The following is a 20,335-nucleotide window of genomic DNA, read 5'->3' on the forward strand; positions in this document are numbered from 1 at the left end:
CGAAGCTGGTATTGAACCATCGGTCGGCAGCGTCGGGGATTCATACGACAACGCCCTCGCCGAGACGATTAACGGTCTCTATAAAACCGAACTCGTTCATCGCCAGGGGCCTTGGCGCAACATGCAAGATCTGGAAATGGCCACCCTCGGATGGGTCGACTGGTTCAATAATCGCCGCCTGCTTGGCCCTATTGGGAATATCCCACCAGCCGAGGCCGAAGAGAACTTCTATGCACAGCGCGACGTGTTCGATATGGTCGCGTGAAATGAAGCTATAGGTCTCCGGCAAACTCGGGGCAATTCAGACCTCCCTGCGGCCTACGCCGAATGCTTACAAATCACACATCGCCCATTATGACGGAAACTCAACAGATTTCGGATCGATTGGGCGTTCAGATTCTAATCGGCGCAGCGGTTTGCTCCCAACACGAAATGAATGTTTCGGTCCAATGTGGATGTGTAAATATTTGAACGCATGCTTATGAATGCTGGACAGGTTGAAGGCGTATAAATATCTGATTAAGGTTTGCCCAGCCGCCTGCCAAGAAGTTGATGTATATGACACTCCCCCTATCACACCATGACATATACGATGCGGCACTAGATGACACGCTTTTCGATATTCTTCCCCAACGTTTGGCGCGGGAGATGAATGTACCCTCGGCGATATTCTTCTGGCTTCATCCCGGCAACATGCAGGAAATCTCGGCCGGGACCCAGCCAGAAGCCAATGCCGATTACATCGAGATCCTAGATCAGGATCCTTGGATGGCCGAAGTAAAAGACGAGCGGGCTAACAGCGGTGCATTTCGCCTTACGGATCATGTGAGTGCTGAAGCGTTCGAAAAAAGTGTGATGTATAACGAGATCACACTGAAACACCGGTTGGACCGCTTCTGGTGCCTTGGCATGATTCAGGACACCCGCGACGGGCGCGTTGTCACTGCATTTCACAAAGGCAAACAGGCCGGGGATTTTTCTGATTCAGAGCTGGGTTTTGTTAATCGACACACGCGTGACTTAGGACGGCTCCACTCTATAAGGCGAGAGTTGATACGCAACAACATACGAGAGATCGCAGCGGCGGATAGAACCTTGCAGGGCGAGATGCCGATCTTCGATCTTGACCATGAGGGCCGACTTTTGCGGATGAATGGTATGGCCGAGACCTTGCTGTTGCTACACCCATTGCTGATCCTTCAGCGCAACCGAATTTTGGCAATCGGCGGGCCAAAAAAACAAGCTTTCAATGCGGCTGTAGGCAATGCAACAGTGGCGGCGCACAGTCACGCCAGCTGGTTGGACCTACCCCCAATGAGGGCACAAGATGGTCGCATCCTGCCAAACCTGCGACTGAACCTCCTACCCCAAACTACCAATGGTCGGCGCGCGCTTGTCATCGTAACAACGGAAGATGCTGCGGAGCTAAGATCCGATTTTTACTCGCCGCAGGAAAAAATCTCTCTGACACAAAGGGAACGTGATATCTTGACCGGTCTTGTCAAGGGGCTCAGGCGCGATCAACTTGCCCATGACCTTGGGATCACGGTCCCGACCGTGGACCTGCACAGCGGTAATCTGCGCCGAAAACTCGGAGCCCGCACGATGCTGGAGGCCGTCGCCATAGCCTTCAAAGCTGGTTTCCTGTAGCGTCCTCATACTTAGTGAGCGCTGCGCTTTTGGATGATAATGCGCTTTTGATTAATTATTACTGGTCGTCAAACGTTTGGAAAACAACTTCTCTAAAATTGCCGTTCGACACATCCCGCAGCATTTTCGAAGGATGGACTACATAGTCTAGGTGCCTTCATCTCAATCCTTCGGTTGATCGACTAAATTGTCAGAACTCAACCGTTTGTGCCACCGGCAACATTGCCCGTTTTTGACAGCTTTCGATTTCCGATAGCGACCATTGGCGCAAACGCAGCGAATTCACACTTTGTCCTGCACTGCCGCCCTCTGACCAACCAAAATGTTGCATGATGTGTCCAACGGCTGCTTCAGGAAAGATGCAATGCAGCATCTGAATTATTGGTCAACGGCAGCTTCTCTAATTGGGCGTTTGGGTCAAGCTCATTTTCCTTTGTTCTTGTGGATCATTGTCACTCATCCGGGTCACGCTACTCTTCGCAGTCTGGTTGATGCCGTGATGGCACCGCTGCACGCATGTGTCGGATTGGTAGTGGAGAGCCTTGTTTTGGGACGCGCTTCTCGTTGCGCAGCAGCCATTTTCGGCTTCTTCCACAGACCTCGTCCGGTGAGGGACGACCCCGTTCGGCTTTGGAGGGTGGCGGATCAGGTCATGCTGTGCCCTCCACCTCTGCCAGACGGAACTCGGTGCCATCTACCCACATTCTATGCAGCAGGACGGCCAACTTTCTCGCTACCGCGACAACGGCACGGCGGCGTCCTTTGGTGCGCACCAGTCGCATGCCCCAAGACTTGATCTGAGAACCTGCCATCGTGCGCATCAGCAGTGCATTCGCGGCCGCATAAAGCGTCGATCGGACATCCCGGTCTCCAGCTTTGGAAATCCTGCCAAGATTGTCATGCTCACCAGATTGATAGCGCCTTGGTGTCAGTCCAAAATGGGCGGCAACCGTGCGAGACCGTTTGAAGCGCGCAGGATCGTCAACGGCGGCCTTGAAGGTCAGCGCCGCAATCGGCCCGACACCCGGGACGGTCATCATACGGAGACAGACCTCATCCTGGGCGGCCGCGCGTTTGACCCGCCGGTCCAGCTCCAGAAAGTGCTGATACAAGACCCGACGTGCATCGAGCAGCGGAATAATCGCATGTGCCAGGATCTCATCCATTTCAATCATCGGGCGGACGAGACCGTCAAAGCTGCCATGCTGCACTGTCTTGGGAAGTCGGAGGCCAAAGATCTTCAGCAGCCCCCGCACTTCATTGGCGAGATCAATTGTCTTGTTGAGCAACGCTTTGCGGGTGCTGAGCAAGGCTCGCACACCATGCGCTTCCCGGCTCTTCATGTGGACCGGGCTGAACCAGCCGGTGCGCAGGACATGGGCAATCCCACGCGCATCGTTCTTGTCGGTCTTGTTGCGCATCGCCGAAAGGGCAGCGTTCACCTGGCGGGCTTCCATGCAGACGACATCAAAGCCTTCGCCGGACAGGCCATAAAAGAGATGCTGACTAAGCGTGCCAGCCTCAAATCCAACACGCTCGATCGGACAGCCGAAGCTGTTCAGACAATCGGCGATATCCTCGATTTCACAGGTTAGCTCCCTTTCGAACATCACCGTGCCTTTGGTATCGACGATACAGATGGCACATGAGCGGAGCGACACATCCAAACCAGCAAAATATTCCATCATTCATCTCCCTTGTTCACAATCTGACTGTGATTTTAACGGGAACTCGACCTCTGAATAGGGGCAGCCCAATTACGCATGCTTCGGGGAAGCTGCAATGCAGCGACGATAGGAACGACCAAAGGCCGGTCTGGGCCGTGAGCGTCGATTGACACTGGGGGCGGGAAACAGTCATTCGCGGCAGGTAAAAATTAGGCACCTTTAAGATCGGTTACGATTTGCGCCTGACTGTGCAGTGTTCGGTGAACTGGGCATTTGTCAGCGATAGCCAGAAGGCTGGCACGCTCCTCTGCTGTTAGGTCACCCTCAAGTCTAATATGCCGATGAAACACATCCACCTTTGTCGCGGGTTTGTCGCAACCCCCGCAATCCTCTGAGTGGGACTTATTGTGTGTCACATCACAAACGACATTGGACAGGTTGATCCCTTTGCGCCGCGCATACATCCTGATTGTCATCGTGGTACATGCCCCGAGTGCTGCCGACAAAAGTTGGTAAGGGCTGGGGCCTTGATCGGTGCCGCCAATTGAAACCGGCTCATCAGCGACCAATTGATGCTTGCCACCAATTGTGACGTCCTGACGAAAGCCTCCGGCCTCGGCTTCAGCGACCCGCACTACGCCTTCGGGCGCATAGGAGGTCACTGGCTCGGGCGCGAGATCAAGATAGCGCGACGACCAAGCAGAAATCAGATCGGCGGCGTATTCAGCGTCGGTATCGCTGCTCAAAAGGTGATCTGCGTTATCAAGAGATACGAAACTTTTTGGATGTTTGGCAGCCATGAAGATTGTGCTGGCATTGTCGATGCTGACGATAGCGTCACGCGGGGCATGTAGAACCAACAACGCAGCTCCCAGCCGAGGCAAAGCATCGACCAGAGAAGCCTTTGAGATATCGTCAAGAAACTGTTTTCGAATTTCGATTTCGCGGCCCGCAAGATTGACCATTGCATGACCTTTTTCATGGATTTCATCCAGCTTGCCGTCAAAGTTGTGGGCAACATGTCCCGGCTCAGCCGGAGCCCCGATGGTGATCACCGACCGCAAGGATTCAATTTGAGGCGCGGCCTTGAGTGCCGCGGCTCCGCCCAGAGAATGACCAATCAACAATTGTACAGACATGTTTTGCCCCGCCATCCAATCTGCTGCCGCCAAAAGGTCGGCCACGTTTGACGAAAAGTTGGTATTGGCGAACTCGCCTCCAGAATGGCCAAGTCCTGTGAAATCAAATCGTAAAACGGCGATGCCAAAACCCGCAAGCCGGCCCGCAATTCGGCGGGCTGCAGCGATGTCTTTGGAGCAGGTAAAGCAATGTGCAAGAATCGCCGCGGCGCGTACCGGCCCTTCAGGCCTGTCCAATCGTGCAGCAAGCTCTACGTCTGCAGCGCCGGGAAAGGTGATTTTTTCACTATGCATGTCTCTGTCCTTTTTAAGGGGGCGCAATACTATCCAATCAACCCGAACACATTTTTACTTTGTACGCGATAAATAACTCACCCCACAGGCTTTCAGTTCTGTAAAATATTGCACGTGTCTGACGTCAGCGTTTATGGGACCAAATAGCGGTATTTGCTAAGAGAGTGTTCTTGGAGGGGTTCAATGGATTGCCATTCGTTGCGCATGCTATTGCACATCTGCTCAATCTGCGCCTTCAGCATCAGATGCCGTCGGGGGCCGAACACATAGAGTGGCGGATATTCGCTATTCCTGTCTCGCACCTTTTCGAGCAAAGTTTCGGGGGCCAAGCCGACCATACCGGCAACTTTTGTGGTTCGAATGAGACCATGCCCAAGCATATTTTCGCAGGCTTCATCGAACGGTGAAAGACCAAGCACACCTTCGTAGATCCGCAGCATCGGGAACTTGCGACCAAGAGGTTGAATTCCGAACCGTTGGAGAAACGGGCCGATCTCGTTGCGTGACAGTGTCGACCACTCGTGCAAGTCGAGTATGCTGGCTGGGTGAAATTTCGAGAAAGGTAACATCGTCATCTCCTGTTTTTCAGGAGATGGTTCCGGTTTCAGCTGGGCGGAAATATTTCATGTCGTTGTCTGGAGACTGTCAGATATTTTGTGACCTGACTACCAATCGGTGGTCATCGGCGGAGTTGAAATGGCCATTTCGCAACCAAATAAAGACCATTAAGCGAATTAGCCCGGATTTCGGCGGTTTTGTCCGATCTGATGTCCAGGCGGTTTGAAACCCTGCCAGAGAAGTGGGGCTGTTGGCGTTGCGCGCTTGAGCAGCGTTGTTATCTCAATGTCATCCAGGCGTCACCTCGCCGTTACCGAACTTGCTCATATGAGCAATCAAGGTGGCAAGGTCAGAGCATGAACAGACAACTTCTCATTCTTGAAAATGCGCAACGCTGCGGGCGGGTCGAGGTCGACAACCTTGCCCGGGTTCTGGGGGTCTCGCACCATACCATACGGCGCGACATCAATGCTCTGTGTGAAAAGGGGAAGCTGCGCCGGCTACACGGGGGAGCCGAGTTTATCGAGCAAAGCGCGAACCTGCCTTATTCCGCGCGCAGTTCCCTGAACGTCCCGGCCAAGAAAAAGATCGCGGCGCAGGTGGTCCGGCTGATCCCGGATGGCGCTACCCTGTTCTTTTCGATCGGCACGACCCCGGCAATCGCCGCGGCTGCATTGGCCGAACGACAGGGACTGACTGTCATCACCAGTAACCTGAGCGCGGCTATGGCGTTGTCGGATGCGCCTGAGGCGCGGATATTTCTGCCGGGGGGCGAGCTGCGGTTGCCTGACCGGGATATCCTCGGTCCGCATGCTCTTGAATTGTTCCAGAAGTATCGGGCTGATTTCGCGATCTACGGCGTCGGCGGAATTGATGCCGATGGCAGCTTGCTGGATTTCAACGAAACCGAGGTGCGCATGCGTGAAACCATGCGGTCCAATGCGCGCAAATCGATCCTGGTGGCGGATGCGTCGAAATTCGGCCGCCACGCCGCAGCGGTGGGTGGCCATCTTCGGGACGCCGATCATGTGATTATTGATGCACGCCCCGAGCCGCGTTTCCATCCGCTGCTGGATGGCTTGGAAAATACGCCGACAATTGCAGGGGATTTAACATGAGCTTTCTCGAATTGCGCGGGATCACCCGGGATTGGGACGGCCAAGGCGGCGTACGTGACATCAGCCTGTCGCTGCAGCGGGGGGATTTTCTGTCGATCCTCGGTCCCTCCGGCTGCGGGAAATCCACATTGCTGCGCCTGATTGCAGGGCTGGAACAGCCCCAACACGGCACCGTGGTGATCGACGGACGCGATGTCACCGCCTTGCCCCCCGCGCAACGCAACCTGTCCATGGTTTTTCAATCCTATGCGCTGTTCCCGCATCTGAACGTGGCTGAAAACGTGATGTTCGGTCTCAAGGTTCGGCGCGTCGCGGCGCGTGAGCGGGACCGGCGCCTGTCCGACGCCCTTAAGATGACCGGCCTTGACGGGTTGGAACGCAGAAAGCCTGCGGAGCTGTCGGGTGGCCAGCGCCAGCGCGTGGCCCTTGCCCGTGCGGCGGTGGCGGAAAAGCCCCTCTGCCTGATGGACGAGCCGCTGTCGAACCTTGATGCCAAGCTGCGCCATTCGGTGCGGCGCGACATCCGCGCTCTGGCCCGTAATCTTGGCCTGACCGTTGTGTATGTCACCCACGATCAGGGCGAAGCGATGAGCCTGTCGGACACGGTTGCCCTGATGAACAAGGGGCAGGTGGAACAGGTTGGGCCGCCATCGACGCTCTACAACCAGCCCGCCACGATCTTTGCCGCGCAATTCATTGGCGAGCCGCCCATGGCCTTGGTCGAAGGGCCGTTGCTGGGCCTGCGCGAAGGGCTGACCGTTGGCCTGCGGCCTGAACTTATCCAACTGTCCCCGCCGGAACAGGCGCATCTGACAGCCCGTGTGCTGGATTGTGAATTCCTCGGCTCCGAGACGCTGGTGTCACTGGATCATCCCGCAGGGCAGGGGCTGGCCGTAGTCCTGCCGGGCCATGCGTCCCAGGTTCCCGGCGATTCTGTCGGCGTGATCCTTCCCGAACAAGATCGGCGCATTTTCGACACCCATAGTGGGCGGATCGAAAAGGCGTCGCAGCAGAATCCCGCGGCGCTCAATCGCCAAAACACCGCACCGCGTGATGGCCAGACGGCCCCCGAAGCAACCGAACCTTCATTCGATCTGAATAGGACGACATCATGACCCGTTTTTCTGCCGTGGCGGCCATCCTCGCCGCATCCACAGCCCTTGTCAATCCGGCGGCGGCCGAGACAGAATTGACCATGTACTACCCCATCGCAGTAGGGGGCTCGCTGACCAAGGTGGTTGACGGCATTGTGGCCGATTTCATGGACGAAAACCCCGACATCACGGTTAACGCGATCTATGCGGGAAACTATGACGACACCCGCATCAAGGCCTTGGCCGCACTGGCCGCCGGTGAACCTGCGCAACTGGCGGTGATGTTCTCGATCGACGCTTACGACCTGATCGAACAGGACCTGATCGTTCCTTTCGAAGAACTGACCGATGACAGCGCCTGGCTCGACAGCTTCTATCCGGCGCTGATGGCCAACGGTAAAGTGGAAGGTCAGACCTGGGGCATCCCGTTCCAGCGCTCGACCATCGTCGCTTATTACAACAAGGACATGTTCCGCGAAGCGGGCCTTGATCCAGAACACGCGCCCACCACCTGGGACGAAATGGTCGATATGGGCAAGGCGCTGACCACCGACGCGCATTACGGCTTGATGATCCCCTCCACCGGCTATCCCTATTGGATGTTCCAGGCGCTTGCGATCCAGAACGGCAAAGAGCTGATGTCGGACGATGGCACCACCACCTATTTCGATGACCCCGCTGTCGTGGACACGCTGAATTTCTGGAAGAGCCTTTCAACCGAGCATGGCATCATGCCCGAGGGCACCGTCGAATGGGGTACCCTGCGTCAGGCTTTCCTCGAAGGGGAAACCGCGATGATGTGGCACTCCACCGGCAACCTGACGGCGGTGAAGAACACGGCGGAGTTCGACTTCGGCGTTGCCATGCTACCTGCTCAGGAACGTCTGGGTTCTCCCACCGGCGGCGGCAACTTCTATGTATTCAAGGACGCGTCGGCGGAAGAGCGCATTGCGGCCCTGAAGTTGATCCAGTTTATGACCGCGCCCGAGCAGGCCGCCGAATGGTCCATCGCCACCGGCTATATGGGGGTCTCTCCCGCTGCCTATGAAACCGATGCGCTGAAGGCCTACACTGCGGAATTCCCGCCCGCTCTTGTGGCGCGTGACCAGTTGGAACATGCCGTGGCCGAATTTTCGACCTTCGAAACCGCGCGGGTGCGCGACGGGTTGAATGCCGCGATCCAGTCGACTCTGACCGGTGACAAGGCCGCCGAAGAAGCCCTGAGCGAGGCGCAGGCGGCGGCAGAGCGCCAGCTTCGTTCTTACAAGTAATCCAACCTGCGAGGGCCTGCCGTATGGCGGGCCCTCGTGCCATCCAAGGGCCCGCTATGACTGATCCCCTCAAGCTTGAACGTCGCAGACGTGCCATCCACGGTTGGCTTCTGCTATCGCCCGCGCTGGCGATGCTGACGGTGTTCGCGCTCTATCCATCGGTGGCGACCTTCTGGACCTCGCTGTGGTCGCGCGGCACGCGGCGCAATCCCTCCGAATTCATCGGGCTGGAAAACTACCGCGCCCTGTTGGAAGATCCGACCTTCTGGAAGGTGGTCTGGAACAACCTGCTGTATGCAGGGGTGACCATTCCAGCCTCCATCGCGATTGCGCTGATCATGGCGCTCTGGGCGAATTCCAGGATCCCCGCACGCAGCTTCATCCGCACGGCCTATTTTACACCCACCGTTCTTCCCATGATCGCGGCGGGCAATCTCTGGCTGTTTTTCTATACGCCCAGCTTCGGCATCCTGAACAAGATCGGTGCGCTGTTTGGCGCGCCGTCCGTAAACTGGCTCGGCCAGCCCGACACTGCGCTTTGGGCGATCTGCATCGTGACGATCTGGAAAGAGGCCGGGTTCTTCATGGTCTTTTACCTCGCCGCGCTGCAAACCATCCCGCCCGACCTGAAGGAAGCCGCCGAGATTGAAGGCGCCAGCCGCTGGACCTATCTGCGCCGCATCGTCCTGCCGCTGCTGATGCCGACGACGCTGTTCATTTTCGTCAATGCGATGATCAATTCGGTCAAGCTGATCGATCATCTTTTCATCCTGACCAAGGGCGGGCCATCCGACAGCTCCAAGCTGATCCTCTATTACATATGGGAAAACGCCTTTGCCTATTTCGACCGCCCGGCTGCAGCGGCGATGACGATCTTTGTGCTGATCGTCCTGGGCTTGCTGGCCGCGTTTCAGTTCCTTGTCCTCGAACGCCGGACCCACTACCAATGAGCCGATACATTGAACCCATCCTCGCCATCGCGCTGGCCATCCTGTGGGTGTCGCCCTTGGTGGTGGCCTTCTGGGCCGCGTTTCACAACGTGTCAGATGCGATCAACTTTCGCCTTTCGGCCCCGCTTACGCTGGAAAATTTCCGCATTGCATGGGACGGGGCACCTTGGTTGCGCTACTTCCTTAACACCTTCCTGCTGGTCACGTTGATCCTCGCCGGGCAATTTTTCCTCTGCACACTGGCGGGATTTGCCTTTGTCCAAACCCGGTTTGCCGGGCGCGATACGGTGTTCATCCTTGTCCTGTTACAGCTGTTTATCCTGCCCGAGGTCCTGATCGTGGAGAATTACCGCGTGGCGGCGTCGCTGGGTCTTTTGGATAGCCTAATGGGGATAGGCGCGCCTTACATGGCCTCGGCCTTCGGGATGTTCCTGATGCGCCAGGCGTTCAAATCCGTGCCACGTGACCTGGACGAAGCCGCGCGTGTCGAGGGATGTTCTACCCTCGGCGTGCTCTGGCGTGTCTACGTGCCTGCGGCGCGCCCCACCTACCTGGCCTATGCGCTGGTCTCGATTTCGACCCACTGGAACAATTTTCTCTGGCCTTTGATCGTCACCAATTCGGAAAGCACACGGCCTCTGACCGTTGGTCTGTCGCTGTTTGCGGCGCCGGAGAACGGGGTCGATATCTCGGTCATATCAGCGGCCACGATCATGGTGATCGCGCCGCTGTTGATCGGCTTCCTGATCTTCCAGCGCCAATTCGTGCAGGCCTTTCTGACGGCGGGTGTGAAGTAACTGGGACCTGAGACCCGGCTATGGCCACCTGCTGCGCAATTTGACGACTACACAGCGGGCCATAGCCTCTAAATTAGCATCATTCCGAGGGGGGTATGGTCCTGACTATGGGGCTCCGATGTCTCGGACGGAGTTGGGGCGCTAAAGCAAACCCGCATCCTCGACTGGGCCGCGGGAGAGGCCTGCGTATGCGACTGATTGCCCCTTCCTTCGGGGTTTTCGGTGAAGATGAGCTTCTCAAGGCACGTTCCGCCAATGCTTTTGTCAGCTCCTGTATTATCCCGCCCTTGCCAAACAGGTCGCCGGGGGGCCGGCCTTCCATAAGTTGGTCCAAAAGGTCTTTGTTGATGCTCATACGTGGGTCTCCTCATCTGAGAGCTACCACGCCAGAGCAAAAATGCAGGATAGTCCCCTTGTCTGTTGTCGACGCGACTATCTTGCGGTTACCAATTCGTGGCCACATGTGGAGTGTGTCTGAAACCCTGTGTATGGGGTTACCCCTTTTCGAAGAACCCGTAGTGTGGCTTCGAATGACCAAAGGACACGGTATCCGGGCCGAACCTCCGGTTGATGTTATCCACGACTTTTCCGAGCTTTTCCCGTTCGGTCTTGGATGCCTGCGGCAATGGCAGAAACAGGTCCGGCACTCGATCCTCGAGCCGTTGAATGCGGCCCAGCTGCACGCCGACGGACATATAGTCCCTACACCCTGTCCGATCGTAGAACCGGCGCCATAACACTCTGTTCAATTCCAGGAAATGCATCGTGTCCTGGCTGGGGAATGTGCTGATCCCGTCTGTCCACCATCCTTTCGGACGGCAGGACACCTGTATGGAAAAATGTCGCGCCAGATACCCGTCGCGACGCAGGCGCGCGGTTGCTTTTTCGACAAGCCATCGTGAGACGAAATAGGCATTCGGCAGGCTCCTATTTTCCGGGGCCAGCACCTTGGTATTCCCGTAGCCATTTCGCCGCGTTGGAACGAGGGGAATATCCTCTCCTTGGAGCGCGCGCACGAACCTTTCTCCCTCCACGGAACGCCAGATCATCCGCGCGTGGCGGGGATCAATCCGGTAAAGATCCGGGATCGTGTAAACGCCTGCGGCGTTCAGCTTTCGATGAACACCTTTGGCGATGCCGGGCAGCTTGTCCAAGGGCATGTCAGCCAAGCGATCTGGCATGTTATTCGGGGATAGCCAGGACAGTCCGTCCGGTTTTTCCAGCTTGCCCGCTATTTTCGCAAGCAAATGATTGGGGCCCAACCCTACAGACGCCCCGATAAATGGCCCCGCTTCGGCTTTGATGAGAGACTTGATCTCCTGCGCTTTCGCAATCGCCCGGTCCAATTCATGATCGACGGCCGACAGACGGATCTGAAACTCGTCCACAGATCTAATCCGCTCAACTTCCGCAATCTTGTCTATCGCTTTGGCGATCTTCTGGTTCATGCGTACACAGACTTTATGACGAGCCCCGACCAAGGCAATCCTTGAAAAAGTTTCTTGGCCTCATAAATGCGTGTGCCTACGCCGATCCCGAGGGCTTTCGCATCATAAGAGGCCGCAACGATGGCCCCGGCATCATTATCGACAGCGGTGATGCCTACAGGCCTCCCACGCAACTCAGGACGCAGCTGTTGCTCCACGGAAGCATAAAAGCTGTCCATGTCGATGTAGAGGGTCCGGAATTTCGTGGTCTTTGCCATTTCAGAATCGTCATATGTTCGCTATTTGTTCCTTTATGGATATGAAAAGAAAACTCGGCAACGTCTCTTTCGGGGGGAACTGGAGTGAGGACATCCTCACCAGTGATCAGCTGAATAGCGTTCTTGATTTCCTGGATGCCGTGGCGGCCAGATGTGCGGATGAAGACATGCGTGGCGACAGGCTGGAAGATGCTTTGGTTTATGTTTCCGTGCATATTGAAAAAGGCGACATGCTGGCCGCGGCAATGCGTAATGGGCTTGCGATGTACAACCCATGGCAACGTCAAGAGGCGGTGTGCAGGGCTGTTAGGTTAATTTAACGGTCTGTGCGTGAAGTTTAAAAGTTATTGTTTGGAGTTTGGAAATAGAGGTAGACGCTCCCAAAATCCTTAAATTTACAGGGCGTAGCTTTAGCTACGCCCTGTAATTGTCCGTTACCTTGGAGTGCAAGGCCGAGACGCTGCGGTGGTCGACGTAAAGGCGACATTAAAGGCAGCGGCCCTTACCGTCAGTTAAAACTTTGCATGGGAAATGAACTGGACTTTCAAAGCCTCTATCGTGATAAACTGTTCATTGTGGAGAAATCAGATCAATCCGTATGGGCTTTAGGGTTGCCGAGGCTTGTGATCCCCCTCGCCAGTATCTCGCGCACACGGGCAATCCGAGGTACATTACGCAGCGCTTTGGGGACTACAAGCCAAACAGGGAGTGCTGGCAAGGTCACGAAATCTGCTATGCGCTCCACACGCGGCTCAGCATCGCCGACTATACATTGGAAGCCACCCACACCGCAACCGGCACAGACGAGCGCCCAATTGACAAGCTGGTCGTCGCAGCGAAGCGCGAAATCGTCACGCGTTACGTGGAGGCCGTTCTCGGCCATAAGGCGCAGCATCATCTCAGATTGGTCATATCCCACGAAATCCAGATTCATCAGCGCCTCAGGGCTTTCCGGTCGCCCCATACGTTCGATGTAGCTACGCGCGGCGTAGAGCCCGAGTGGGAGTTCGGAGATCTTTTGTGCGACAAGATCACCACGCTCGGGTCGGAACATCCGCAACGCGATATCTGCCTCTCGGTATATCATATTTTCAGGGATGTCTGAGGCCACAAGATCAACCTGTATTCCCGGTTCCTCTTGTCTTAGGCGCGCAAGGATTGGCGGTAAATGCCAGTAGGATACGATCCGCGACGCGGTTATGCGCACCCGCCCTTCTAAGTTGGCACTTCGTCCGGCAGCGGTTAGCGCGATACGGGCCGCCGCCTGTTCCATCGTGCAAACATGCTCGAAAAGTTGATGGCCGAGAGGTGTAAGGCGCTGCCCGCTCGGTGTACGCGTGAAGAGCGGCTGTTCAAGTGTCGTCTCAAGCGCCCGAATGTGTCGCCCGAGTGTCGGCTGGCTAATGCCGCAGTCCCGCGCTGCCGCAGAAAGCGATCCCGCTTTGGCGACATGTAAAAAGCTCCGAAGAAGCGCCCAGTCCAATCCACAAATATCCATTCATATATGAATAGCCGCAATGCATATGATAGCAATACCCATTCGAACATGCTTGCGAAACAATAGTCGGGCAACAAAGCAAAAGGAGCTTTCATGTCCAGAACCGTTCTTATTCTCGGGGCCTCGGGTTTTGCGGGCAAAGCCTTCGATCGGGCATTTTTTACGGATGGATGGAGGATCCGCCGCTATCAGCGCGGAACCGATCCTGCCGAAGCCGCACGTGGCGTCGATCTTATCATAAATGCGATGAACCCACCGAATTATCATGACTGGGCACGGCAGATACCCAAGATTACCGAGCTTGCCATGACCGCCGCTCGGGTAAGCGGGGCACGCGTTCTTATCCCTGGGAATGTCTATGTTTATGGCCGCCAGCCCGGCCCGTGGTCAAATGACACCCCGCACAGTCCCTGCAGCCGAAAGGGAAAAATTCGCGCCGACATGGAAGCCGCTTGGCGTGAGTCTCGCTTGCCCGTGACGATCTTGCGCGGCGGAGACTTCATCGATGAGCAGCGTCAGGGGCAGGCCATCGGATTGGTGGTCCTTAAAAAGCTGTACACGGACAGGGTCACGGCCATGGGCGCACCGGAGATACAGCGCGCCTATGCCTATTTGCCAGATTTTGCCCGTGCTGCAGCCATTTTGTCCAAAGCGGATGACCTACCCGTTTTTGCTGATATTCCCTTTCCTGGACATAACTTCAGCATCAATGACCTGGTCGCAGAGATTGAGCGGCAGACAAACCGCAGGTTAGAGATCAACCGCTTTCCCTGGTGGGCACTTCGCCTGAGCGCCCCGTTTTGGGAGTTGGGCCGAGAGCTTTTCGAACAGCGATACCTGTACGATCACTCTCACAGTTTGGATGGCGCCTGCTTTGAATCTCTTTGTCCACATTTCGATCATACACCTCTGGAAAAAGTAATTGCTCGGCTCATTCAACTTCACACATCCGGTTAACTGTTTGAGCCTGAGGTTTGAACTTGGAGCCTAAAAGATTTAGGGCAACAAAGTTTGCTCGGAAAGAAATCGAACCAAGAAAATGTTGCTCGATACACAAATGGCTGCTTCGGCGGACTGTGGTGCGGCATTGCAATGGATAGCGAGCGGCAGGATCGGGCCGGTCGTGTTTATTTCACTAAGACTGATCCCCTGTTCTTACTTTCATGTATAATCTGAGTCATGGCTACCTTCGAATCCCATTTCCCCCCAATGCCTTCCCGCACCCATGAGGCTTGCGGTCCCTCGGCGCATGTCTTTGCTTATGCCTTTGCGGGGCAAGTGTCGCGTGCCAAGGGAAACTCGGTGCTTTGGGTGCGTGAGGCGTGGAATTCCGTGCAATTGAACCCGCTAGGGTTTGAGACCTATCTCGATCCGCAACAGCTTTTGGTTGCGCAGGCGCCGAGCCATATTGATGTTCTGGCTTCGGCGGAAGAGGCGTTGCGCTCGGGGCGCGTTGCCTTGGTTGTCATGGAATTGAGCCAATCCGTTGGCCTGACCGAAGGGCGGCGATTGCAGCTTGCTGCGCAGCAGGGCGGGTCGATGGGGCTTTGCATTCTGCCCGAGGGCATGGGCAGCAATGCCGCGCAAACCCGTTGGCGTTGCACGCCCGTTTTCGATCCGCAGGAACAGGCGGACTCGACTCTGCAAAAATGGGAAATTATAAAGAACAAATCAGGAACGCTAAGAGAGTGGCATGTGAAGTGGGATGCGCAAACGCGTCGTATCAATGTGGTTTCCACGACTGCCCAGCGATAGGGTTCTACGCGCACGTGCGCAGGTCGCGGCCAACGACAACCGCCCCTTTGTGCTCACCCGCCACGAGAAAAACACCGACCGTATCTATTGCCTGAACCGCGCCGCCGAGGCGCAGGGGTTGCATCGCGGTATGGGGGTCTCTGATGCGCGGGCCTATTGTCCCGACCTGCAAAGCCAGCCTGCCGACCCGCGCGCCGATGCACGGTTTTTGCAGATGCTCGCGCGGTGGAGCAAGCGGTATTGCCCTTGGGTGGGGCTTGATGGTGCGGACGGGGTGATGCTCAATATTGCGGGATCGGCGCATCTGTTCGGGGGCGAGGCGGCGATGCTTGATGACATGCGCCACCGTCTTGCCCGCGGGGGGCTGAACGTGCGTATCGCGGCAGCGGACACACGCGGGGCGGCGTGGGCGCTGACCCGTTACGGGCGCTCCGCCCAAGACGACATTCGCACGCTGCCCGTTGCTGCCCTGCGCCTTGAGGCCAAGACGGATACCGCGTTGCAGCGTTTGGGCCTGCGCAAGATCTCCGACCTTCTCGACTTGCCACGCGCTACGATTGCGCGTCGTTTCGGTCCTGATGTGCTGTTGCGTCTGGATCAGGCTATGGGGGCGCAGGATGAGGTCATCACGCCCTTGGGCGAGGCTCAGCACTACGGGGCCCGCATCACCTTGCCCGAGCCGATCGGACTGGCGGCAGATGTGATGGCGGGCACGGAGCGCCTTTTGCGGCGGCTGTGCGACAAGCTCAAAGAGCAGGATATGGGGGCGCGTCGGTTGCAACTCACCCTGCGCCGTGTGGATCAGGGCGCACAACAGGTCGAGTTGCGTCTGGCCGCGCCCATGCGCGATGCCGCGCGGATTTTGCCATTGTTCGAACGCGGGGTGTCTGCGGTGGATGCGGGGTTCGGCATTGATCAGCTTCGCCTTGAAGCCACGCAGGTGGAGCCTCTCCTGCCCGTGCAAATTACGACAACCACGGCGGCACGTCCCGATGGTCTGGATGACCTGATCACGCGGCTTGGCAATCGCATCGGGCTTGAGAACGTCCAGCGGTTTTTGCCCGCCGACAGCCATATCCCCGAACGCAGTTTCCAGATCGCCCCCGCCGCCTATAGCACGGCGCAGGGCGCATGGTCGCGCCATCGGCCGCGCCCGTTGAAACTCTTTCCCCCCGAACCGATAGCCGGCACGGGCGCCCGCCCGCCCGCGCGGTTCCGCTGGCGGCGCATGGCGCTCACAACGGGGCGCAGCACGGGGCCCGAACGCATCGCGCCGGAGTGGTGGTTGCCCGACGAGGCGTGGCGCTCTGGTGTGCGCGATTACTGGCATGTCGAGACGCGGGAGGGGCGGCGGTTGTGGCTGTTCTACACGCCGCAAAGCCCCGCGTGGTTTGTGCATGGGGAATTCGCATGACCGTCCGAAACCCCTCCCTGGACCCCGGATATGCGGAACTGTGCTGCACATCCAATTTCACCTTCCTGCGCGGCGCGTCGCATCCGGAGGAGTTGATCTCTCGCGCCGTCGATCTCGGCCTGACTGCCATCGCGATCACCGACCACAACTCGCTGGCGGGGGTGGTGCGGGCCTATTCCGCGCTCAAGGAATTGCGCCGCGAACATGGGGACGCCGCCCGTCTCCCCCAGCTCATCATCGGGGCGCGGCTGGTCTTGCGTGATAGCGACACCCACTGGCTGGCCCTGCCGCATGATCGTGCCGCTTATGCGCGGCTGACGCGGTTGCTCACGCTTGGCAAACGGCGTGCGCCCAAGGGAGCCTGTCACCTCGACCTGCGTGATATTGTGCAGGGGGGCGCGGGAATGAGCCTTATTGCCCTGCCGCAATCGGACTTGCACGACAGCGCCGAGGAGATTACCACGCTTAGAAAGCACTTCCCGACAGATGTGTTTATCGGCGCCGCCCCGCGCTATGACGGCAGCGACCAGCAGCATTTCGACGCCGTTGCACGGCTTGCGCATCGCACCGCCGCGCCGATGGTGGCGGTCGGGGATGTGTTGATGCATCACGGGTCGCGCAGGCAGCTGGCCGATGTTCTGACCTGTATGCGCGAGGGCATCACGATTGACGAGATCGGCACCCGCGCGTTGTTGAATGCCGAGCGCCGTCTCAAGGGCGCGGCGGATATGGCGCGACTCTTTGCGCGTCATCCCGCCGCCCTGCGCCGCACGGTGGAGATCGCGGCGCGGTCAAGTTTCTGCCTGTCCGAGTTGAGCTATGACTATCCAGATGAGGTCGCGGAAGGTGAGCCGCCGCAGGAGCGTTTGGCCCGCCTCGCCGCCGAAGGGCTGAAAACCCGCTATCCCGACGGTGCGCCCCCGTCCGCCATCGCGCAGATGGAGAAGGAGTTGGCGCTGGTCAAATCGCTTGGTTTTCCCGCCTATTTCCTCACCGTCCATGACATTGTGCAATTCGCCCGCTCCCAAGGCATCCTGTGTCAGGGGCGCGGTTCGGCGGCCAATTCGATCCTGTGCTATCTGCTCGGCATCACCGATGTCAGCCCCGAGACCATCACTATGGTTGTCGAGCGGTTCGTCTCCGAGCATCGCGGCGAGCCGCCCGATATTGATGTGGATTTCGAGCATGAACGCCGCGAGGAGGTCATTCAGCATATCTATGCCAAATACGGGCGTCACCGCGCGGGGCTATGCGCCACGGTGATCCATTTCCGCTCGCGGGCAGCCATTGCGGAGGTGGGCAAGGTGATGGGCCTGTCCAAGGATGTCACGGCCAACCTGTCAGGGCAGATTTGGGGATCGGGCAATGGCGGGGCGGACCCTGAGAGGGTCAAGGAGTTGGGCCTTGATATGAGCGACCCGCGCCTTGCGCTGACCATCAAACTCATCGGGGAGATCATCGGGTTCCCGCGCCACCTCAGCCAGCATGTCGGTGGATTTGTCATCACCAAGGGGCGGTTGGACGAACTCTGTCCGATTGAAAACTCGACGATGGAGGACCGCACGATCATCGAGTGGGACAAGGACGACATCGACGCGCTCGGTATTCTCAAAGTCGATATTCTCAGTCTCGGAATGCTCACTTGCATTCGCAAGAGTTTCGATCTGATCGCGCAGCATGGCGGCCTGAACTACAGCATCGCCACCGTCCCGCAAGCCGATGCGCCAACCTTTGATATGCTCTGTGCGGCGGATGCCATTGGCGTGTTTCAGGTTGAAAGCCGCGCGCAGTTGAATTTCCTGCCGCGTATGAAACCGCGCCGTTTTTACGATCTGGTGATCGAGGTTGCGATTGTCCGTCCCGGTCCGATTCAGGGGGGCATGGTGCATCCCTATATCAATCGACGGCAGGGCAGGGAGCCTGTCACCTTTCCCTCCGATGCGCTCGAAAAGGTGCTGGGCAAGACCCTCGGCGTGCCGTTGTTTCAAGAGCAGGCGATGCAGATTGCCGTGGTCGCGGCGGGGTTTTCGCCCTCCGAGGCGGACAAGCTGCGCCGGTCTATGGCGACGTTTCGGCGGATGGGCACTATTGGTCAGCTGCGTGACAAATTCATCAATGGCATGTTGGAGCGCGGCTACGATCTGGCCTTTGCGGAAAGCTGTTTTTCGCAGATTGAGGGCTTTGGCGAATACGGGTTTCCCGAAAGCCATGCTGCCGCCTTTGCCATGCTCGCCTATGTTTCCGCATGGCTGAAATGCCACCACCCCGCCGCCTTTGCCTGTGCCTTGCTCAACTCCCAGCCGATGGGATTTTACGCCCCCGCCCAGATTGTCCGCGACGCGCGTGAGCATCACGTCGAGGTGCGCCCGATCTGTGTCAATGCCAGCGCGTGGGACAATACCTTGGAGAAGCGGGCGGACGGGTCACTGGCGCTCAGGCTCGGGTTTCGACAGATCAAGGGGTTTCGCGAGGAGGATGCCGCATGGATCGTGGCGGCGCGAGGCAACGGCTATCCCGACCCCGAGGCGCTGTGGCTGCGGGCGAGGGTCGGGCCTGCGACCCTTGAGCGGCTGGCCGAAGCGGATGCGTTTTCGGGTCTGGGTATGGGGCGGCGCGATGCGCTTTGGGCGGTGAAGGCGATCAGTGGTCCCAAGCCGCTGCCGCTGTTCAATGACCCGATTGAGGGGGAGGGGATACGCGAACCTGCCGTGACCCTGCCCGTGATGCATCTGGGCGAGGAGGTGGTCGAGGATTATGTTGCCATGCGCCTGTCGCTCAAGGCGCACCCGATGGAGTTGCTACGCCCCGAGATGGACGGGCTGACGCCCCATGCGGCGCTCCCCGATGTGCCTCTTGGTCCCGTTGCAGGGCGGGCCATTTCGGTCTGTGGTCTGGTGATCACGCGGCAACGGCCCGGCACCGCGTCTGGCGTGGTGTTTCTGACGCTGGAGGACGAGACGGGGGTTGCGAATGTGGTGGTCTGGCAGGCGGTCTACAAAAAGTTCCGTCGCGCGGTGATGGGCGGGCGGTTGCTGCGCGTCACGGGTGTGGTGCAGCGCGAAGGCATCGTGGTGCATCTCATTGCGCAGCACATGGAAGACGTCTCGCACCGCCTCAGCACCCTTGGCCATCCGATGGACAGCGCGATTGGCGTAACCGAGCCACAAGCAGACGACGCCCCACGTCCACGCCCCCCAACCCCGCGCCATGCATCCGCGTGATCAGGCGAAGCAGTTATTTCCAAGTCGGGATTTTCATTAGGATAGTCGCTACGGGCGGATTGCGGACATCCTCTGCAGGTGCGCGATCATTGGTTCGTAATGTGAAAAGCCGACATTCACACCACTGCCTGCGCGGTAGCTCTTGCCGCGCCATGCACCAAGGTCAGCAATGCGCAGTTAGTGACCTTTGCAAAGTCTCTGGTT

General features: G+C 57.9%; 17 protein-coding genes and 1 pseudogene. 12 read left to right on the forward strand and 6 right to left on the reverse strand.

What is annotated here, in order from left to right:
• Both BM152_RS11500 and BM152_RS11505 read left to right on the forward strand, forming a co-directional pair.
• Positions 1-265, forward strand: a 265-nt coding sequence (locus tag BM152_RS11500; protein ID WP_139222498.1) for an integrase core domain-containing protein, incomplete at its 5' end; no start/stop codon positions are given.
• 287 nt (positions 266-552) lie between these two features.
• Positions 553-1,650: a LuxR C-terminal-related transcriptional regulator gene (locus BM152_RS11505; RefSeq protein ID WP_066606544.1), complete on the forward strand. Its 1,098-nt coding sequence runs from the start codon at positions 553-555 to the stop codon at positions 1,648-1,650.
• A 650-nt stretch (positions 1,651-2,300) separates the two neighbouring features.
• Here BM152_RS11505 and BM152_RS11515 read toward each other — a convergent pair.
• The 3 genes from BM152_RS11515 to BM152_RS11525 form a co-directional block, all read right to left on the reverse strand.
• Entirely contained in the window at positions 2,301-3,335 is a 1,035-nt protein-coding gene (locus BM152_RS11515; protein ID WP_066598806.1) for an IS110 family RNA-guided transposase, read from the reverse strand.
• A 191-nt stretch (positions 3,336-3,526) separates the two neighbouring features.
• Complete coding sequence (locus BM152_RS11520) at positions 3,527-4,750, reverse strand: bifunctional alpha/beta hydrolase/OsmC family protein (protein WP_066605713.1); 1,224 nt, start codon at positions 4,748-4,750, stop codon at positions 3,527-3,529.
• A gap of 131 nt (positions 4,751-4,881) precedes the next feature.
• Positions 4,882-5,319, reverse strand: coding sequence for a hypothetical protein (locus BM152_RS11525; RefSeq protein ID WP_066605710.1), 438 nt, complete (start codon positions 5,317-5,319; stop codon positions 4,882-4,884).
• Positions 5,320-5,664: 345 nt separating this feature from the next.
• Between BM152_RS11525 and BM152_RS11530 the strand changes: the two genes are divergently transcribed.
• From BM152_RS11530 to BM152_RS11550, 5 genes are read left to right on the forward strand one after another with little or no spacing between them, the layout of a single operon-like run.
• The gene (locus tag BM152_RS11530) at positions 5,665-6,426 is read left to right on the forward strand and encodes a DeoR/GlpR family DNA-binding transcription regulator (protein ID WP_066605704.1); all 762 of its coding nucleotides are present in this window, start codon (positions 5,665-5,667) and stop codon (positions 6,424-6,426) included.
• Positions 6,423-7,541: an ABC transporter ATP-binding protein gene (locus BM152_RS11535; RefSeq protein WP_074914225.1), complete on the forward strand. Its 1,119-nt coding sequence runs from the start codon at positions 6,423-6,425 to the stop codon at positions 7,539-7,541. The genes BM152_RS11530 and BM152_RS11535 overlap by 4 nt, the downstream gene beginning before the upstream one ends.
• Complete coding sequence (locus BM152_RS11540) at positions 7,538-8,791, forward strand: ABC transporter substrate-binding protein (protein WP_066605701.1); 1,254 nt, start codon at positions 7,538-7,540, stop codon at positions 8,789-8,791. Before BM152_RS11535 ends, BM152_RS11540 begins: the two co-directional genes overlap by 4 nt.
• Before the next feature lie 56 nt (positions 8,792-8,847).
• Positions 8,848-9,741, forward strand: coding sequence for a carbohydrate ABC transporter permease (locus BM152_RS11545; protein WP_066605696.1), 894 nt, complete (start codon positions 8,848-8,850; stop codon positions 9,739-9,741).
• The gene (locus tag BM152_RS11550) at positions 9,738-10,538 is read left to right on the forward strand and encodes a carbohydrate ABC transporter permease (protein WP_066605694.1); all 801 of its coding nucleotides are present in this window, start codon (positions 9,738-9,740) and stop codon (positions 10,536-10,538) included. Before BM152_RS11545 ends, BM152_RS11550 begins: the two co-directional genes overlap by 4 nt.
• 494 nt (positions 10,539-11,032) lie before the next feature.
• On the opposite strand, the gene BM152_RS11560 is transcribed toward BM152_RS11550, so the two are convergent.
• Both BM152_RS11560 and BM152_RS19640 read right to left on the reverse strand, forming a co-directional pair.
• Positions 11,033-11,986: a Y-family DNA polymerase gene (locus tag BM152_RS11560; protein ID WP_197418793.1), complete on the reverse strand. Its 954-nt coding sequence runs from the start codon at positions 11,984-11,986 to the stop codon at positions 11,033-11,035.
• Positions 11,983-12,243 carry a Y-family DNA polymerase gene (locus BM152_RS19640; protein WP_197418792.1) on the reverse strand — a complete coding sequence of 87 codons (261 nt, stop codon included), beginning with the start codon at positions 12,241-12,243 and terminating at the stop codon, positions 11,983-11,985. Before BM152_RS19640 ends, BM152_RS11560 begins: the two co-directional genes overlap by 4 nt.
• A gap of 14 nt (positions 12,244-12,257) precedes the next feature.
• On the opposite strand from BM152_RS19640, the gene BM152_RS11565 reads away from it, so the two are divergent.
• A complete protein-coding gene (locus BM152_RS11565) occupies positions 12,258-12,563 on the forward strand; it encodes a hypothetical protein (protein WP_066605692.1) in 306 nt (101 codons plus the stop codon).
• A gap of 269 nt (positions 12,564-12,832) precedes the next feature.
• Here the strand turns inward: BM152_RS11565 and BM152_RS11570 are convergent, their stop codons facing one another.
• A complete protein-coding gene (locus BM152_RS11570; protein WP_066605690.1) occupies positions 12,833-13,741 on the reverse strand; it encodes a LysR family transcriptional regulator in 909 nt (302 codons plus the stop codon).
• A gap of 93 nt (positions 13,742-13,834) precedes the next feature.
• Here BM152_RS11570 and BM152_RS11575 point away from each other — a divergent pair, with 93 nt between their 5' ends.
• The 4 genes and pseudogenes from BM152_RS11575 (at position 13,835) to BM152_RS11590 (ending at position 20,171) form a co-directional block, all read left to right on the forward strand.
• A complete protein-coding gene (locus BM152_RS11575) occupies positions 13,835-14,698 on the forward strand; it encodes a Rossmann-fold NAD(P)-binding domain-containing protein (RefSeq protein WP_066605688.1) in 864 nt (287 codons plus the stop codon).
• Between the two features lie 222 nt (positions 14,699-14,920).
• Positions 14,921-15,496, forward strand: a complete 576-nt coding sequence (locus tag BM152_RS11580; RefSeq protein ID WP_066605686.1) for an ImuA family protein — start codon at positions 14,921-14,923, stop codon at positions 15,494-15,496.
• Positions 15,468-16,910 carry a Y-family DNA polymerase gene (locus BM152_RS11585; protein WP_066605684.1) on the forward strand — a complete coding sequence of 481 codons (1,443 nt, stop codon included), beginning with the start codon at positions 15,468-15,470 and terminating at the stop codon, positions 16,908-16,910. Before BM152_RS11580 ends, BM152_RS11585 begins: the two co-directional genes overlap by 29 nt.
• Positions 16,907-20,171, forward strand: a pseudogene (locus tag BM152_RS11590) (error-prone DNA polymerase). The gene BM152_RS11585 and the pseudogene BM152_RS11590 overlap by 4 nt, the downstream one beginning before the upstream one ends.
• Positions 20,172-20,335: the final 164 nt, after the last annotated feature.

The sequence above is a fragment of the Celeribacter halophilus genome (genome assembly GCF_900114135.1).
In the GTDB taxonomy this organism is placed as follows: domain Bacteria; phylum Pseudomonadota; class Alphaproteobacteria; order Rhodobacterales; family Rhodobacteraceae; genus Celeribacter; species Celeribacter halophilus.

Coding starts and splice junctions, on each gene's coding strand:
- BM152_RS11585 (WP_066605684.1), top strand. CDS start 15,468: ATGTGGTTTCCACGACTGCCCAGCGATAGGGTTCTACGCGCACGTGCG.
- BM152_RS11550 (WP_066605694.1), top strand. CDS start 9,738: ATGAGCCGATACATTGAACCCATCCTCGCCATCGCGCTGGCCATCCTG.
- BM152_RS11560 (WP_197418793.1), bottom strand. CDS start 11,986: ATGAACCAGAAGATCGCCAAAGCGATAGACAAGATTGCGGAAGTTGAG.
- BM152_RS11515 (WP_066598806.1), bottom strand. CDS start 3,335: ATGGAATATTTTGCTGGTTTGGATGTGTCGCTCCGCTCATGTGCCATC.
- BM152_RS11535 (WP_074914225.1), top strand. CDS start 6,423: ATGAGCTTTCTCGAATTGCGCGGGATCACCCGGGATTGGGACGGCCAA.
- BM152_RS11525 (WP_066605710.1), bottom strand. CDS start 5,319: ATGTTACCTTTCTCGAAATTTCACCCAGCCAGCATACTCGACTTGCAC.
- BM152_RS11575 (WP_066605688.1), top strand. CDS start 13,835: ATGTCCAGAACCGTTCTTATTCTCGGGGCCTCGGGTTTTGCGGGCAAA.
- BM152_RS11540 (WP_066605701.1), top strand. CDS start 7,538: ATGACCCGTTTTTCTGCCGTGGCGGCCATCCTCGCCGCATCCACAGCC.
- BM152_RS11530 (WP_066605704.1), top strand. CDS start 5,665: ATGAACAGACAACTTCTCATTCTTGAAAATGCGCAACGCTGCGGGCGG.
- BM152_RS19640 (WP_197418792.1), bottom strand. CDS start 12,243: ATGGCAAAGACCACGAAATTCCGGACCCTCTACATCGACATGGACAGC.
- BM152_RS11570 (WP_066605690.1), bottom strand. CDS start 13,741: ATGGATATTTGTGGATTGGACTGGGCGCTTCTTCGGAGCTTTTTACAT.
- BM152_RS11545 (WP_066605696.1), top strand. CDS start 8,848: ATGACTGATCCCCTCAAGCTTGAACGTCGCAGACGTGCCATCCACGGT.
- BM152_RS11505 (WP_066606544.1), top strand. CDS start 553: ATGTATATGACACTCCCCCTATCACACCATGACATATACGATGCGGCA.
- BM152_RS11580 (WP_066605686.1), top strand. CDS start 14,921: ATGGCTACCTTCGAATCCCATTTCCCCCCAATGCCTTCCCGCACCCAT.
- BM152_RS11520 (WP_066605713.1), bottom strand. CDS start 4,750: ATGCATAGTGAAAAAATCACCTTTCCCGGCGCTGCAGACGTAGAGCTT.
- BM152_RS11565 (WP_066605692.1), top strand. CDS start 12,258: ATGTTCGCTATTTGTTCCTTTATGGATATGAAAAGAAAACTCGGCAAC.